The following is a 14,984-nucleotide window of genomic DNA, read 5'->3' on the forward strand; positions in this document are numbered from 1 at the left end:
CCGTCGCGGCGCCGCTCACCCGACCGCTAGATCAGCCCGACCCGGTCACGCGAAGCGCTGAATGAATTTCACGGTGACGTCGGCGACCTCTTTCCAACCGCCGTCGATGACCAAGGAGTGGCCGCGGCCGGGAATTCGCTCGATCTCGGTTACGCCCGGGTTCTGCTTGGACTGGAGCTTGAAGGTGGCCTCGGTGATCGCCAGCGGGATGGTGTGGTCGTTTTCGCCCGCGATCACCAACAGCGGACCGCGGTCGGGATTCTTAGCGCCCACCCGGGTCTCGCTGAATGGGTTGAAGTTCGCCACCGCCGCCTGAAACAGGGGCAGCCCCGGCGCCGGGACGTGGTAGGTCTCGTAGAGCTCCCTCGCTTCGGCTTCCTCGAGGTTGTTGGCCCAGCCGTACTTGTACTGCTCGAAGGTCAGCGCGATCGCCTTGCCGTAATTGGCCGGATTTCCCAGGACCGGGAACGACGATTTCAGCGACGAGATCGGCAGCGGCAGAATCCCTCTGAATGGGGCGTTGTCGATCGACACCGTCGCCACGGACGCACCGGAGCCGGCGATTTTCTGCGCTATCAATCCGCCGAACGAGTGACCGACGACCGCGGGTTTCTTCGTCAGCCGCTTGATGGCGTCCAGGTAGTGGTCGGTGACGGCTTGAACCTTTTTGTGCGCGAACACTTCCGGATGGTCGAACGCCTCCTGGACACTGGCCGGGTCGTCGGGCCAACCGGGGGCGACGGTCGTGTAGCCGTTGGCCTCGAACAACTCACGCCAGCGTTGCCAACTGCTGGACAGCAGCCACAAACCGTGCACGAACACCACCGGGGTCAGCCCGGAAGCGTTGGCCCTTTCGATCTCCGCCTCTTCCCAGGCGGTGACGGTGCTGGCGGTCATAGTGATTCCTTCCGCAGTCCCGATCGCAACTCGGCGCAGCAAAACACTAACCCGCGTAACTCCTTGTCAACAGCGGTAAGAATCCGCGGGAAGCAAACCAATCGGTTACCTGTGGCCTCCCGTCGACGCCGCACCACACGCCATCGACGAGAATGGTGACGTGACAGGAGCAGTTTCTCCGGCGCCCCAGCTGGTGATCTTCGATCTGGACGGCACCCTGACCGATTCCGCGGAAGGGATCGTCGCCAGCTTCCTCCATGCCCTCGGCCACATCGGTGCCCCCGTGCCGGAGGGTGACCTGGCCGCGCAGATCGTCGGCCCGCCGATGGACGAAACGTTCCACACCATGGGCCTTGGCCAGAACGCCGACGCGGCGTTCGCCGCGTTCCGGGCCGAGTACGGCGCTCGGGGCTGGGCGATCAACAGCTTGTTCGACGGAATCGAGGCGCTGCTGGCCGATCTGCGCGCCGCCGGGGTACGGCTGGCCGTGGCGACCTCCAAGCTCGAGCCGACGGCCCAGCGGATCCTGGCCCACTTCGACCTCGATCAGTATTTCGAGGTCATCGCCGGCGCGTGCCCGGACGGGTCCCGCCGGAGCAAGGAGGAGGTGCTCGCGCACGCGCTGGCCCAGCTACGGCCCCTGCCCGAGCGCGTGCTGATGGTCGGTGACCGTAGCCACGACGTCGACGGAGCGGCCGCGCATGGCATCGACACCGTCGTGGTCGGCTGGGGCTACGGCAAGGCCGATTTCGCCGACGGCATCGCCGCGACGGGCGTGACACACGCCGCGACCATCTCCGACCTGCGGAGGGCGCTGGGTGTCTGAGTTGCATGTGACCTTCGTCTGCAGCGGCAACATCTGCCGCTCGCCGATGGCCGAGAAAATGTTCGCCGACCAGCTGCGGCAGCGCGGACTTGCCGATGCGGTGCGGGTGACCAGTGCGGGCACCGGCAACTGGCATGTCGGAAGTGGGGCCGACGAGCGAGCGGCCAAGGTCCTGCGTGCCCACGGCTATTCGACCGACCACCGCGCCGCGCAGGTCGACGACGACCACCTGGGCGCCGACCTGGTGGTGGCCCTGGGCCGCAACCATCTTCGGATGTTGCAGCAGCTCGGCGTCGACCACGACCGGATCAGGATGCTGCGCTCGTTCGACCCGCGCTCGGGCGCCCATGCCCTCGACGTCGAGGATCCCTACTACGGCGACCATGCCGACTTCGAAGAGGTCCTGGCCGTCATCGAGGCCGCATTGCCCGGCCTGCACGACTGGGTCGACGAGCAACTAGCGCAAAACGGGCACGGTTGATGCCGAAAAACCGGGTGCGGCTGGCATTCCTGCTACGGCCGGGCTGGATAGCGCTGATCCTGGTGGTCATCGCCTTCACCTACCTGTGTTTCATGGTGCTCGCGCCGTGGCAACTGGGAAAGAACGCCCGCACCTCCCGGGAGAATCAGCAGATCGCGAACTCACTCGACACCGCGCCAGTGCCCTTGAAAACCTTGTTGCCGCAGCAAGATTCGTCGGCATCCAGCGCGCAATGGCGCAGGGTGACCGCAACCGGGCACTACCTGCCCGACGTTGAGGTGCTGGCCCGTTTGCGAGTTGTCGAGGGAGATCAGGCTTTTGAAGTGCTGGCCCCGTTCGTCGTCGACGGCGGGCCGACCGTTCTCGTCGACCGTGGTTACGTGCGCCCCGAGCCCGGGTCGCACGTCCCGGCCATCCCCCGCCCGCCGCAAGAAACGGTGACCCTCACTGCGCGGCTGCGAGACTCCGAGCCGGCGGTTCAGGACAAGGAGCCGTTTTCTAGAGACGGTGTGCAGCAGGTGTATTCGATCAACACCGAACAGGTCTCGGTGCTGACCAAGGTCCCGCTGGCCGGGTCGTACCTGCAATTGGTCGAAGCCCAGCCGGGCGGACTCGGGGTGATCGGCGTGCCGCACCTCGACGCCGGGCCGTTTCTGTCCTACGGCATCCAGTGGATTTCGTTTGGCATCCTGGCCCCGATTGGGCTGGGCTATTTCGCGTACTCCGAGATCCGGATCCGGCGTCAAGAAAAGCAGGCAAAGGCGCCCGACACCCCGATGACCGTCGAGGAGAAGCTCGACGACCGCTACGGCCGGCGCCGTTGAGTGCGCGCTGAGGGCGCCCCACCCGCACATTCAACGCCGCCAACGCACACTCGACAACGCGGCCAGCGAGGCGGCCGCCAGTTGCACCAGCCGCGACAGCGTCACCGCGCGGCGCAGGTCGGCCACGGCGGGCTCGCGCCCGTCGCCGAGCGTGGGGCGAATCTGCAGCTCGTGCTGGTACTGCGTGGGGCCACCCAGCCGAACGTCCAGCGCTCCGGCGAAGGCCGCCTCGACGACCCCGGCGTTGGGACTGGGATGCCGGACCGCGTCGCGGTGCCAGGCCGCGACCGCACTCGACGGCGATCCGCCGACCAGCGGTGCACACACCACCACCAGCCCCGCGGTAACCCGGGCCGGGGTATAGTTGGCTAGGTCGTCCAATCGTGCTGCAGCCCAACCGAATCGGATGTAGCGTGGCGAGCGGTGGCCGATCATCGCATCCAGAGTGTTGATGGCGCGGTAAACCAGCACAGCGGGCACTCCCCCCGCGGTCGCCCACAGCAGCGGTGCCACCTGGGCGTCGGAGGTGTTCTCGGCAACGGATTCCAGCGCCGCCCGGGTCAATCCCGCGCCATCCAGCCGGGCCGGATCGCGTCCGCACAGCGACGGCAGCAGTCGCCGCGCGGCCTCGACGTCGTTGCGATCGAGCAGCTGCGCCATCTCCAGGCCGGTGCGCGCCAGCGACGTTCCGCCCAGCGCGACCCAGGTGGCCGCGGCGGTGGTGGCGATCGACCAGCGCGGCCCGCGGCGCGCGGCGGTTCGCTGCACCGCCGCGGCGAGCAGCCCCACCGTGCCGACCGCCAGGCTCACGTGTAGCGCACCGGCGATCTTGGTGTCGCGGTAGGTGACCTGCTCCAGCTTGGCGGCCGCTTGACCGAAAACCGCGACCGGATGACCCCTGTGCGGGTCGCTCAGCGCGAGGTCGGTCAGGTAGCCGACCAGCACGCCGACGATCCGGGTCCGCGTCGCGAGCACCTCGGCAGCGTCTCACATTCGCGATGCAAGTGGGTTCGCCGACCGCCTGTGCCGTCAGCCCGCTGCGTGGTCTACTCGCTTGTATGAAGCTTTCTGGTGCGGGCCGGCGGTGAAGCGACCCGCGACCCGGGTCGCTGACCTGCTCAACGCCGCGGCGCCGCTCCTGCCCGCGGCGAACGTGATCATGCAGCTGTCCCTGCCGGGCGTCGGGTACGGCGTGCTGGAAAGCCCGGTGGATAGCGGCAACGTGTACAAGCACCCGTTCAAGCGGGCCCGCACCACCGGCACTTACCTCGCGGTGGCGACCATCGGGAACGAGTCCGACCGCGCGCTGATCCGCGACGCCGTCGACGTGGCCCACCGCCAGGTGCGGTCCACGTCGGCCAGCCCGGTCCCCTACAACGCCTTCGACCCCAAGCTGCAGCTCTGGGTGGCCGCCTGCCTGTATCGCTACTTCGTCGACCAGCACGAGTTCCTGCATGGCCCGCTCGATGAGGCCGGCGCCGACGCGGTCTATCGCGACGCCAAGCGGTTGGGCACCACGCTGCAGGTGCCCGAGCGGCTGTGGCCGCGGGACCGGGTCGCGTTCGACGAGTACTGGAAGCGTTCGCTTGACGAACTGCACATCGACCCGCCGGTGGGTGAGCATCTGCGCGGCGTGGCCGCGATGGCGTTTTTGCCCTGGCCGTTGCGAGTGCTGACCGGTCCGCTCAACCTGTTCGCGACGACGGGGTTCTTGGCCCCGGAGTTTCGGGCGATGATGGGGTTGGACTGGTCGCAGCGTCAGCAGCGCCGGTTTGAGTGGCTGGTGTCCGCCCTGCGGCTGGCCGATCTGTTCATCCCGCACCGCGCGTGGGTCTTCGGTTATCAGCTTTACTTGTGGGACATGCGATTTCGAGCGCGCCGCGGCTGGCGGATCGTCTAGATGGGCCGACCCACAGGCCACGATGCTGGGCTGGCCGTAAAGTCGAATCATGGCCTTCCCCGCCCTCAACCACATCGCGGTCACGGTGCGTGACATCGGCGTCAGCGGCCCCTGGTACCGCAGCCTTCTCGGCGCCGATCCGATGCTTGACGAACACACCGACGCCGGTTTCCGGCATCAGGTGTGGCTGCTCGAAAATGGCACGGTATTCGGCATCCATCAGCATGATCACCGGGCACCCGACGAGGAATTCAGCGAGCACCGCGTCGGCCTGGACCACGTCGGGTTCGGGTGCGCCAACCGCGCCGAGCTGGAGAGCTGGGTGGACCGGCTGGGCGAGCTGGGAATCGAACACGGCGGCATCGTCGACGAGTCGTACGGCTCGGGGTTGAGCTTTCGCGACCCCGACGGCATCCCGTTGGAGTTCTTCGCGCCGCCGGGGTAACGCTCAGCGAATCGTGGCGAAAAACGCGCGGACGTCGTCGACGAACAGCTCCGGTTGTTCGAACGCGGCGAAGTGACCGCCGCGCGGCATCTTGGTCCAGTGCGTGATGTTGTAGTTCGTCTTGCACCACTTCCGTGGCGGCTTCAACAGTTCGCCGGGGAAGGCGGCGACGCCGGTCGGCAATTCGACGCGATTGCCGCCCCGCCAGACCTGGAAGCTCTCCCAATACAGCCGAGCCGAGGACGCGGCTGTGCCGGTCACCCAATACACCATCACGTTGTCCAGCAGCTCGTCTCGACTGAACGCATTCTCGGGGTTCCCGCCGCAATCCGCCCACGCCCAAAACTTTTCGACGATCCACGCCAGTTGTCCCACCGGTGAATCGACCAGACCGTAGCCGAGAGTCTGGGGCCGGGTGGATTGCTGTTTCGAATAGCCAGTGCCCCACTTCTGATGCTCGGCCAGGCTGGCCAGGGCCGCTTTCTCCTCATCGGTCGGGTTGTCGAGGTTGCCCGGAGAGCCGATCGGCATGTTCAGATGAATAGCCACGCAGCTCCCGCCGTTTCGGCCGATCTGCGTGGTCACCGCCGCACCCCAGTCACCGCCCTGGGCGCCGTAGCGGTCGTAGCCGAGGCGCAGCATCAGCTGTTCCCAGGCCTCGGCGATCTTTTCCACTCCCCACCCGGTGCTGGTGGGCTTGCCGGAGAAGCCGTACCCGGGAAGCGAGGGGCACACGACATGGAAAGCGTCCTCGGCGCGTCCAGACGCGGGATTGGTCAGCGGCTCGATCACCTTGTGGAACTCCACAATTGAGCCCGGCCAGCCGTGTGTGATCACCAGTGGAAACGCGCCCTCGTGCGGGGACCGCTGATGAATGAAATGAAGGTCCAGCCCGTCGATTTCGGTGGTGAACTGGTCGAAGCGGTTGAGCGCGGCCTCGCGAGGCCGCCAGTCGTAGTCGTTGGCCCAGTAGTCGGCCAATTCGCGGGTGTAGGCCAGCGGTATGCCCTGGCTCCAGTCGTCCACACATTCGGCTTCCGGCCATCGGGTGCGCTCCAGCCGCGATCGAAGATCGTCGAGTACGTCGTCGGGAACGTCGATTCGAAACGGCTTCACGAATTCATAGTGCCGCCATGGATGAACCCGGCGACAGCCGCCCCGTCAGCGCTCGCAATTCCGCGCGTTGCTCTTACCATTCTCTTAGCATTTGGTAGCGTCTCCGCCATGCCCGAGGCGACAACGACCGGCGCAAGACGCTACTTGCGTTCCCCCGTCGACGCCGCGGCGGCGTATCGGACCGTGCAGCGCCGCGTCGATGCCCTGCTCCGGGGCCGCACCGGCGTGGGCGAGCACATCGTGCCGGCCTGCCCCGGGTGGACGATTCACCAGACGGTGTGCCACCTGGCCGGCACCGCCCAGGACCTGGCCTCGCGCAACCTCGATGACGCGGGCACCGACGCGTGGACCCAGGCCCAGCTCGATCGTCTTGCCGACCACAGCGTCGACCAGATACTCGACCAGTGGGCGCAGGCGACCGACGCTGTCACGGAACTCGTCGCGGATAGCCCGAAACTCTTTGGCGCCCAATCGGTTTTCGATGCCCTTACGCACGAACACGATATCCGCGGCGCGCTAGGCGAACCCGGTTCTCGGACAGCCGATCCGGCGTTCGCGGTGGCGGCCGGATACCTGATCACCATGGTCGACCGTGCGATCCGGCGAAACGCGTATCCGTGCCTGCGTTTGACGACCCCGACGACCGGCACCACCCAGCTCGGCGACCCCACCAAGGCCGCCGGCGAAATCGCGGTCGAGCTCAGCGATTTCGAAGCGCTACGTGTCTTCGGCGGACGGCGCAGCCGCCGTCAGCTCTCGGCGCTGCCCTGGGTGGGAGACGCCGCGGCGCTGTTACCGATTTTCCAAACGACGGCGGTGCGACCACCAACCAGAGACCTCATCGAATAGCGGCTGCTGGTCAAGTGTGGCGCGGCCTGGGCCTCAGGGTGCGAGTTTGACGTACCCCGGCGTCATCGGCGGCGAGGGTGGTGGTGGCGGCGGCTGTTGGGGCGAAGGCGGCGGTTCCTGTGGGGGTGGCGGCAACTGTTGAGGAGGCGGCGGTGGCTCCTGCGGCGGCGGCGGCAACTGCTGAGGAGGCGGCGGCGGTGGCTCCTGCGGGGGCGGCGGCAACTGTTGCGGAGGCGCAGGCAACTGCTGCGGAGGCGCAGGCAACTGCTGCGGTAATGGCTGCTGCGGTCTGGGCGGTGCCGCGATCGGCAGCGGTGGTGTCTGGAGGTGCGCCAACGGCGGTGGTTCCGGAATCGCCGGCGGGTTCGGATCGGCGATCCCTGCGGGGGGAACAATTCCGATCAGCGAGACGGGCGCGCTGCCATGCACCTGAAAACCCGAAGGGCGAATGCCGTCGGCGGCCCGGCGGGTCGGCTCATTCCATCCCGCTTTGGGACGGGTGATGAGGATCGCGAGCTTGTTTTTGTCGTACGGGCAGTAGGCCCCCACCGCCGCAACGACGAATCGCCCTTCGGTGCGTGCGAGGCGGCCGGGGGCGATTTGGCGCTGGGTCGGATCATTGCTCACCGCATAGTCGACCAGCGCGTCCACGACGCGGTTCGCCGGCGTGCCGGTATCCAGTGCCTGACAAACCTTGTGAGCTGTGTCGACGAGGCTTGGCACGCCTTCCATGGCGGGGATGCCTTCATCGTCGAGCAGCGCCAGAAATTTGTCGTCGTTCGGGTCAGCCGCTGCTGCACCGCCGCGCAAAATTGCAATGCCGCTTAGCAACGCAATGGCGGCGACCGGAATGCCGACATGGCTGGTGATGCCAGTGAATCTGGAGGTGCCGGTAAACATGAGAGGACTTCCGTTCTGCAATAGCCCGTCCCGTACGGACTTCGGATAATCACCTAGGCCGCAGGCGCGATCGCCTGCGGGTGGCGTCGTTGACGCGCGCCGGATCCGTCTCTCTCAGGAGACATCGGTAGTAGGCGTCGTCCGCGTAGACGCCGGTGCTCAATACGCTGAGCGCTTTGCCGCCGGGCAACCAGACATGACGGGCGAAGTGAACTTCGTCCATCTCAATACATCCCAGCAGCCGCTGGACGATACGCCCAGCAATCGCACTGCCGCTGGCCAACGACATATCAAGATGGTACCGCCGGCGTTCTGTGTTGGCTGGCTGAAGTCCGAGCTGTGAAAGACGTTTTCCGGCCTGTGAAATATCAACTGGAGGAGCGTCTTTCGACGCCGTGCCGATCGGCTGGTCGGGGTGCTACAAAAAGCCGGCACAGCCCGAGGTCCCGCCGAGTGAGACCCCCGTCACCACGCGTCGTCGAGGCCGGCGCGATCGACCCCCTTGGCCCGCTCGGCCTCGGCCACCCGACGATCCGCTTCCTGAACCAGCTTGCGGACCTCGTTCATCAGCTCGCGCATGTCGGCGCGCAGGGCATCGACCGCGGCGTACAGATCGGCTTTGGTCGCCGGTTGATGCGCCGCCGACAGCGGCCCGACGGCGGGCGCCGCGTGTCCCGCGCTCGCGGTGTCAAAACCGGGTAGCTCGCTCACGTCCCCAGACAATGCCATACCCCGGTCATTACCGACACCCGAGCACCTCGCTTCATACGAATCGCCCGCGGCCGGGGTCTAGCCGCGGCATCCGCCACCGGCGGCGTGCTCGAGCAGATCGGCTGCCCCTGCGTGGTTTCGGTGCATCTGGCCATCGTGGCGGCTACCTCGCGGGCGCGAACGACGCAGGCCGGTATGAGGATGGAGCGCACCTGTGGAGTCACTAAATCCGCAGTGGTGGAACACAATTCGCGGACGGAGCCGGCTCCGCGCCGGGTGACTGTATGCGCCCAAATTTGCTCCAGTCCGCCAAGATCCGGGTGTCCGCCGCATCACGACTCCGCCCAGGTGCGACGGATTGGTCCCGAACGGGACCGCAGCAAGCCCCGCCGACTCGACGAAGCCGAACATCCAGGGCGGGACGGCCAGGCACACCTGCGGGCCGGCGCCGTTCGCAGGTCTGACTAGTACGTCACGACAACCCTGAGCGCACCTACCACTGCAGTCGGACTGCTACCCCGAAGTACTCGGGGCATCACGAGATAGCAAGCTGCTCAACAGTTCCCACATAAGTCGGGTTAGTCGATCCCGGGCCGCGGCCGATCGGGCAACTACGCCGTCACTCGGTCGGCCACGCAGGGATCATCAGTCGGCCACGTCATCAACCGGCCAGCCGACTGCGGCCAGCCGTTGCTTTACCCGCTCGGCATCTTCCGGCGAAGGCATTTCATTGGTGAGCTTGGTGATTGCCACCCGCACGTCGGTGACATCTACCGGTCTGTCGTTACGCGAGATCACCTGAGCGGCGACAGCGATGACATCGTCGTCAGAAAGACGGCGGCGAAGCAGCGCAAGCAGAGGGACGTAGTCGCGCGTCGGAATACCTTCGGGGTAGCCGGCACGCAGGAAGCCGACAATCCGCATCACCACATCCGACAGCATCATAAACTTCCCCGCTCTACGACTTCCTGGGTTAACAACCCTTGCTGGTTGCGCCACAACTGGGGAACCCCTTTCACCCAGCGGAAATTGTCTATTAATAATGTGTCCAACCCACGACATCGGTTGTACTTGTCCTCTTAAGGTTGCGCCATGCGCACAGCGTTCCACGAGCAGCTCGACTCGCTCGGTGAGAGCCTAAGCCAGATGTGCGGCCTGGCAGGTCTGGCGATGGAACAGGCGACTCAGGCGCTGCTGGAAGCGGACCTCACCATCGCCGAAGTAGTAATCACCGGCCACACGCGCCTGGCACGGATGCGAAGTGAGGCCGAAGAAACCGCATTTGTGCTGCTGGCACTGCAGGCGCCCGTCGCAAGCGATCTACGAACCGTGGTTGGGTCGATGCAGAGCGTCGCCGACGCCGAACGGATGGGCGGCTTGGCGTTGCACGTCGCCAAAATCGCGCGCCGACGCCATCCAGACCGCGCATTACCCGAAGAGGTCAGCGGCGACTTCGCCGAGATGGGACGGATCGCGGTGGATTTGGGCCGCAGTGCAAGACATGTCGTGCTCTCACGCGATCCGCAGCAAGCCGCACAGATCAGCCGGGATGACGTCGAGATGAACCAGCTCCACCAACACCTCTTCACCGTCCTCAAAGAGAAGAACTGGCCGCACGGTGTATCGACTGCTGTCGACGTCACCCTGCTGGGCCGCTTCTACGAGCGCTTCGCCGACCACGCCGTCGAGATCGGGCGCCGCGTCATCTTCCAAACGACCGGCGAAGCTCGCAGCGGGTGAACATCCTCAGCCGTGCCGCTCCGCAAATACGCGATATGGCTGGCTCATTTGCGGCCCCCGACACCCGCAGGCACCTCGGCTAGGGCTCGAAGGCCGGAAGAACAGAGCCGGAATCGCGAATCTCCCAGATGCTGTTTTTGCTCACGCCATCGAAGTTGATCTTGTTCAACGTTGCTCGCGAATACGTGAGGTCGATGGCCACCTGAGTCGAGGTATTGCCGTACGGGTCGGTCATCGGGAAGGTGCCCTGCACGTTCACCGCGGAAGCGTCAGGATAGGTCGCTCTTGCGTACTTGAGAATGTCGATGGTGTCGAGCCGGGCTCCGTCTTTGATCATCTTCTCGGTGTAGCTGTCACGAATCGCAAATCGGGCGTTGACGATGTCGCCGTTCGGGCCCGGAGAAGTGGCGAACGCTACTCCGTCCGGCTTTTTGGGGCCTGCCGGAGTCGATGGCGCCGCCTCGGTCGGTGTCGACGGTCCCGCCGTGGCCGGAGCGCTCGAGGTCGATGGGCTGTCATTCTTGGTGTCGAAACCCCAGCTTCTACCGACGATGATGAGAAGAACGAGCACACAGAGTGCCGCCAGGGCCAGGGCTGCCTTTCCCGATAAGCCTTTCTTTGGCGGCTCTGTGGCGAAAGCCCACTCGCTGGTCCAGTTGCTGCCATCGAAGTACCGTTGCAACCCGTGGCCTACCCCTGCGGGATCGGGGTACCACCCTGGCGCCGATTTCGGCGGGGGCGGCGCATGTTCAGATGGCATCTTTGCACCTTCGTCGTGACGGCGCCCTTCCGCTACCCGCCGCGATGGCCGCTCAAAATCCATGCTAATCGTCGAACGGCGGCAGCAGCTTCGCCCAAGATTCCGGCTCTCTGGCCGGGGACACGTCGGCACCCGGCGAGGTGTGCCGCCGCCGCGAACGCCGACCTACCGAGTCAAACTGACTGCCGCATCTCACCTGAGCCATCGCGTCTTGAAATACCCAGTTCAGCGGCCCGCCCGCGTCCACTGTGTCTCGCTAGCAGGCGTCAGCACACCGGTGGGCGTGTGCTCGGAAAGCCGCAAATGATGCCGAATGGAAGCCGGTGTTGGGGGGAAATGAGGTTAACGCCGCCGCGGCTGGGATCCAGCCAGCAGCGAGCCTGGGTCACGAGGTGGCGGCATTCGCGACATGTTCGAAAGATTGCCTCTCGTCGGCAGTGGCCACGGGACCGTGCCGGGTTGGGGCCTGAGGATCAGCGGCGAGCGACCGAGCGCTGAGAGCACCAACGGTAGTGATCGCACCCATAACCGCGAAGAGCGCAGCGCTGGGCCAGGATTGGTCGCCGGTAAGAGTCAAGAAGTAGGTAGCGAGCAGCGGCACCGCTCCTGAGAAGGTCGCTGCAGTGTTCGATGCCAGAGCAACACCCGTGTAGCGCAGTGGTGCCGGAAACAGGCCGGCCATCAGGGTGCCGCATACTCCGTAGGCGATGTTGAGGGCGATGATCGCCACGACGATCGCGATGACGACCACAACAGGCTGGCGAGAATCGATGGCCAGGAACACCGGCCACGCCACTACCATGCTGAGCATTCCACCGACAGCCGCGACCTTGTAGACGCCATACCGAAGTGCCAAGTATCCCGCGGCGATAAGGACTCCGCTCTCGGCCACCGCGCCGAACAGAGTTGCCAGAAGCAGGAGCGATCGGGACAGATGGAGTACACGGGTTCCGTAGCTGATGACAAACGTTGTCACCAAATAGAACCCGCCCATGCCAATAAGAGACGCTGCGGCGCCTGCCAAGAGTTGCCTATACATCGATCGCAGAACCATTGACACCGGCGACTTTTCCACAGCTCCGGATTCTACGAGCGTTCGAAAATCGGGTGATTCGTCGAGCTTCCATCGTATGTATAAGGCAACCAACAACAGTGGGAACGCCGCGAGGAACGGCAGGCGCCATCCCCAGGTATTGAATGACTCGCCCGGAAGAGCGGCGACCGCGAGAAACGCACCTGATGACAGCAGAGTGCCAAGCGGAGATCCGATCAACGGAATCGCAGTGTAGAGAGCCCGGCGGTGTGATGGCGCATGTTCGCTGGTCATGACGACGGCCCCGCTCCACTCGCCACCGAGCGCTAAGCCTTGCGTGAGCCGCAAGGCAACCAAGGCCACTGGTGCCCACACCCCGATCGAGCTGTAATTCGGCAGTATGCCGATCGCCCCGGTCACAAGGCCGATCAGTCCGATGGTGATCAGCACGGTCGTGCGACGTCCGATTCGATCGCCAAGCCGACCGAAGATGAGGCCTCCGATCGGCCGGGCGCCAAAGCCGACAGCAAGAGTCGCGAACGAGGCGAGGACGCCGATGATGGGGTCGTTGCTAACGAAGAATTGCTTATTGAACACCAAAGCCGCGGCGGTTCCGAAGATGAAGAAGTCGTACCATTCCAGGGTCGTGCCTATTAGTGCTGCCACGGTGACTTGGCGGGCGCGGCGGACGTCTCTAGGTGCCGTCATGGCGGGGTGTTGTATGACCACGTGGGGACGTCCTATCGGTGTGCTGTGCTGTCCGAGATGCGACGGCGCGCTCGGCATTTGAGGTCAGGGGCATGGCGTGCTGACCGGTCAGTGGACGAACCTAAACCACTGTGCCGGTGGGGAGTTGCAGTCGACCTCGTCGGCGACCTCTAGGGCGTGCTCAGGGCTGTCCGGTGGCGCTGGCGAGTTCGCCGCTAGTAATGCGTGCAAGCAGTTCGGCGAGTAGCGCCACTCCGTTGCACAGGTCCGGGCCGGCGGTGTACTCGAGTTCGCTATGTGAGATTCCGCCAACACTGGGAACGAACAACATCACCGTTGGGACCAGATCCTTCATATTGGTTGAGTCGTGCCCGGCTCGGGTGCGGATCTCCGCGTGGCTCAGGCCCAGATCTTCGGCAGTTCGGCGAGCGAGTTCGACGCCTTCGGGTTGGTAGTAATTCGCCGACCAGCTATGTGAGCGTCGTTTCTCGATTTTGACGTTGGCTTTCACCTCAATGGCTGCGCACTGTTGTCGCAGGATTTCTTCAGCCTCAACCAGGATTGCATCGTCGGAGGAGCGTAGGTCAACGTACATATAGACCTCGCCGGCAACCACGTTAGGAGAATTCGGGAACACGGTCAGCTGACCGCACGAGCTGTGCAACTGCCCCGGAAACTTGTCGGCGATCTCGCGGACAGCGGCCACCGTCAGTGCCGCGCCGTAAAGCGCGTCCTGACGGTCTTCCATGTCGGTCGCGCCCGTATGCGCCTGTGCGCCAAGGACTGAAATCTCATACTTATTCGCCGCCCACGTAGACACAACCAGGCCAATATCCGTTGCTTCTTTTTCAAGCGTCTTGCCCTGTTCAATGTGGATCTCGACATAGGCCGCGACAACTACGCTCTCAAGGCCAATGGCGGTCAACCCGAGCTCGCCGATGCCTGATAATGCTTCGCGCACGGTGGCGCCCGATTGGTCGGTCGTGTTCAGCGCGTCTTCGAGGTTCAGCTTTCGCGTAAAGACGGCGCTGCCCATCATGCTCGGTTTAAAGCGCGAACCCTCTTCGTTGAACCAGTCCACGACGGCGATGTTCACCGCAGCGCGAGCGCCTGTTCGTCGATAGTTCTCTTGGACTCGCACTGCGGCGTGCGCGGCCGCGAGCACTCCGTAGGCGCCGTCAAATTTCCCGCCCCGTGGCTGGCTGTCGAGGTGAGAGCCAGCGAGCACATATGGGGCTCCGGGAGTCAGTTCGAGGAATCCGAACAGGTTGCCGATGCGGTCGCGCTCGACGCGAAACCCGTGATCGCCCAACCAGTTAACGAGCCATTTACGGGTCTGTCCGTATTCGAGCGTCGCGGCCTGTCGTTCCACCCCACCCCCGCCGGTGGCGCCGAAAGTGGACATCACCGCGAAATCGCTGAGGAAGGCATCGTCCATGTTCGGAGATCTCGACGAGCCTATGGCACGCTCAGCCTCGCTGCGAGCAATCAACGGATACTCACTTCCTGTGCTGTGTCTGTCTTTCCCCACGGTGGCCGGTGCCGGATCATCACACCCCGCAGCGCAAGCATTCCCGGCAATCGACATGTCGCGGTTGTTAAGGAAGTTAGAACAAGACGCACTATCACCACGACAACAAAGAGCAACCAGTTATCCGCCACCAAGTGTGCATCTGCACACCCAACGACCGCTCAACCCGGCGACCCACCGTGCCGCTACAGGAAACCGCCAAGAACCCCAACAACACCGATATCCGTTGGAAACTCGCGACAAACCGCGTTAACACCGGTTGA

At 64.8% G+C, this 14,984-nt stretch carries 17 protein-coding genes; 7 read left to right on the forward strand and 10 right to left on the reverse strand.

Annotated elements, in window-relative coordinates; all coding sequences use genetic code 11:
* Positions 1–45 precede the first annotated feature (45 nt).
* On the reverse strand, positions 46–897 hold the full coding sequence (locus OK015_RS18130; RefSeq protein ID WP_268125091.1) for an alpha/beta hydrolase: 852 nt from the start codon (positions 895–897) through the stop codon (positions 46–48).
* A 193-nt stretch (positions 898–1,090) separates the two neighbouring features.
* On the opposite strand from OK015_RS18130, the gene OK015_RS18135 reads away from it, so the two are divergent.
* From OK015_RS18135 to OK015_RS18145, 3 genes are read left to right on the forward strand one after another with little or no spacing between them, the layout of a single operon-like run.
* Positions 1,091–1,723: an HAD-IA family hydrolase gene (locus tag OK015_RS18135; RefSeq protein ID WP_326498552.1), complete on the forward strand. Its 633-nt coding sequence runs from the start codon at positions 1,091–1,093 to the stop codon at positions 1,721–1,723.
* Between the two features lie 46 nt (positions 1,724–1,769).
* Positions 1,770–2,204 carry a low molecular weight protein-tyrosine-phosphatase gene (locus OK015_RS18140; protein ID WP_268132869.1) on the forward strand — a complete coding sequence of 145 codons (435 nt, stop codon included), beginning with the start codon at positions 1,770–1,772 and terminating at the stop codon, positions 2,202–2,204.
* Positions 2,204–3,028, forward strand: a complete 825-nt coding sequence (locus tag OK015_RS18145; protein ID WP_268125095.1) for an SURF1 family cytochrome oxidase biogenesis protein — start codon at positions 2,204–2,206, stop codon at positions 3,026–3,028. Before OK015_RS18140 ends, OK015_RS18145 begins: the two co-directional genes overlap by 1 nt.
* A 30-nt stretch (positions 3,029–3,058) precedes the next feature.
* On the opposite strand, the gene OK015_RS18150 is transcribed toward OK015_RS18145, so the two are convergent.
* On the reverse strand, positions 3,059–4,003 hold the full coding sequence (locus tag OK015_RS18150) for a cobalamin biosynthesis protein (RefSeq protein WP_268125097.1): 945 nt from the start codon (positions 4,001–4,003) through the stop codon (positions 3,059–3,061).
* Positions 4,004–4,112: 109 nt separating this feature from the next.
* Here OK015_RS18150 and OK015_RS18155 point away from each other — a divergent pair, with 109 nt between their 5' ends.
* Positions 4,113–4,928 (forward strand): oxygenase MpaB family protein, encoded by an 816-nt coding sequence (locus OK015_RS18155; RefSeq protein WP_268125099.1) that lies wholly within the window; start codon positions 4,113–4,115, stop codon positions 4,926–4,928.
* A gap of 49 nt (positions 4,929–4,977) precedes the next feature.
* Positions 4,978–5,373, forward strand: coding sequence for a VOC family protein (locus OK015_RS18160; RefSeq protein ID WP_268125101.1), 396 nt, complete (start codon positions 4,978–4,980; stop codon positions 5,371–5,373).
* A gap of 3 nt (positions 5,374–5,376) precedes the next feature.
* On the opposite strand, the gene OK015_RS18165 is transcribed toward OK015_RS18160, so the two are convergent.
* Complete coding sequence (locus OK015_RS18165) at positions 5,377–6,489, reverse strand: epoxide hydrolase family protein (RefSeq protein ID WP_268125103.1); 1,113 nt, start codon at positions 6,487–6,489, stop codon at positions 5,377–5,379.
* Between the two features lie 108 nt (positions 6,490–6,597).
* Here OK015_RS18165 and OK015_RS18170 point away from each other — a divergent pair, with 108 nt between their 5' ends.
* Positions 6,598–7,338, forward strand: coding sequence for a maleylpyruvate isomerase N-terminal domain-containing protein (locus OK015_RS18170; protein WP_268125105.1), 741 nt, complete (start codon positions 6,598–6,600; stop codon positions 7,336–7,338).
* 33 nt (positions 7,339–7,371) lie between these two features.
* Here OK015_RS18170 and OK015_RS18175 read toward each other — a convergent pair whose 3' ends face one another.
* The 4 genes from OK015_RS18175 to OK015_RS18190 form a co-directional block, all read right to left on the reverse strand.
* A complete protein-coding gene (locus OK015_RS18175) occupies positions 7,372–8,238 on the reverse strand; it encodes a DUF732 domain-containing protein (RefSeq protein WP_268125107.1) in 867 nt (288 codons plus the stop codon).
* 49 nt (positions 8,239–8,287) lie between these two features.
* On the reverse strand, positions 8,288–8,527 hold the full coding sequence (locus tag OK015_RS18180; protein ID WP_268125109.1) for a hypothetical protein: 240 nt from the start codon (positions 8,525–8,527) through the stop codon (positions 8,288–8,290).
* 176 nt (positions 8,528–8,703) lie between these two features.
* Positions 8,704–8,949: a hypothetical protein gene (locus OK015_RS18185; RefSeq protein ID WP_268125111.1), complete on the reverse strand. Its 246-nt coding sequence runs from the start codon at positions 8,947–8,949 to the stop codon at positions 8,704–8,706.
* A gap of 645 nt (positions 8,950–9,594) precedes the next feature.
* Entirely contained in the window at positions 9,595–9,894 is a 300-nt protein-coding gene (locus tag OK015_RS18190; RefSeq protein ID WP_268125113.1) for a DUF3349 domain-containing protein, read from the reverse strand.
* A gap of 147 nt (positions 9,895–10,041) precedes the next feature.
* Between OK015_RS18190 and phoU the strand changes: the two genes are divergently transcribed.
* Entirely contained in the window at positions 10,042–10,689 is a 648-nt protein-coding gene (gene phoU, locus OK015_RS18195; protein ID WP_268125115.1) for a phosphate signaling complex protein PhoU, read from the forward strand.
* 79 nt (positions 10,690–10,768) lie between these two features.
* On the opposite strand, the gene OK015_RS18200 is transcribed toward phoU, so the two are convergent.
* From OK015_RS18200 to OK015_RS18210, 3 genes are all read right to left on the reverse strand, one after another.
* Positions 10,769–11,449: a DUF2510 domain-containing protein gene (locus OK015_RS18200; protein ID WP_268125117.1), complete on the reverse strand. Its 681-nt coding sequence runs from the start codon at positions 11,447–11,449 to the stop codon at positions 10,769–10,771.
* 385 nt (positions 11,450–11,834) lie between these two features.
* Positions 11,835–13,268, reverse strand: a complete 1,434-nt coding sequence (locus OK015_RS18205; RefSeq protein ID WP_268125119.1) for an MFS transporter — start codon at positions 13,266–13,268, stop codon at positions 11,835–11,837.
* A 103-nt stretch (positions 13,269–13,371) separates the two neighbouring features.
* Positions 13,372–14,628 carry a M20 family metallo-hydrolase gene (locus tag OK015_RS18210; RefSeq protein WP_268132871.1) on the reverse strand — a complete coding sequence of 419 codons (1,257 nt, stop codon included), beginning with the start codon at positions 14,626–14,628 and terminating at the stop codon, positions 13,372–13,374.
* Between the last annotated feature and the right edge of the window lie 356 nt (positions 14,629–14,984).

The organism is Mycobacterium sp. Aquia_216 (genome assembly GCF_026723865.1).
GTDB lineage: Bacteria > Actinomycetota > Actinomycetes > Mycobacteriales > Mycobacteriaceae > Mycobacterium.

Excerpts from the sequence above, each read along its gene's own strand:
- OK015_RS18140 (WP_268132869.1), top strand. The coding sequence starts at position 1,770 with ATGGCCGAGAAAATGTTCGCCGACCAGCTGCGGCAGCGCGGACTTGCC.
- OK015_RS18130 (WP_268125091.1), bottom strand. The coding sequence starts at position 897 with ATGACCGCCAGCACCGTCACCGCCTGGGAAGAGGCGGAGATCGAAAGG.
- OK015_RS18160 (WP_268125101.1), top strand. The coding sequence starts at position 4,978 with ATGGCCTTCCCCGCCCTCAACCACATCGCGGTCACGGTGCGTGACATC.
- OK015_RS18200 (WP_268125117.1), bottom strand. The coding sequence starts at position 11,449 with ATGCCATCTGAACATGCGCCGCCCCCGCCGAAATCGGCGCCAGGGTGG.
- OK015_RS18210 (WP_268132871.1), bottom strand. The coding sequence starts at position 14,628 with ATGGACGATGCCTTCCTCAGCGATTTCGCGGTGATGTCCACTTTCGGC.
- OK015_RS18175 (WP_268125107.1), bottom strand. The coding sequence starts at position 8,238 with ATGTTTACCGGCACCTCCAGATTCACTGGCATCACCAGCCATGTCGGC.
- OK015_RS18205 (WP_268125119.1), bottom strand. The coding sequence starts at position 13,268 with ATGCCGAGCGCGCCGTCGCATCTCGGACAGCACAGCACACCGATAGGA.
- phoU (WP_268125115.1), top strand. The coding sequence starts at position 10,042 with ATGCGCACAGCGTTCCACGAGCAGCTCGACTCGCTCGGTGAGAGCCTA.
- OK015_RS18190 (WP_268125113.1), bottom strand. The coding sequence starts at position 9,894 with ATGATGCTGTCGGATGTGGTGATGCGGATTGTCGGCTTCCTGCGTGCC.
- OK015_RS18145 (WP_268125095.1), top strand. The coding sequence starts at position 2,204 with ATGCCGAAAAACCGGGTGCGGCTGGCATTCCTGCTACGGCCGGGCTGG.
- OK015_RS18180 (WP_268125109.1), bottom strand. The coding sequence starts at position 8,527 with ATGTCGTTGGCCAGCGGCAGTGCGATTGCTGGGCGTATCGTCCAGCGG.
- OK015_RS18170 (WP_268125105.1), top strand. The coding sequence starts at position 6,598 with ATGCCCGAGGCGACAACGACCGGCGCAAGACGCTACTTGCGTTCCCCC.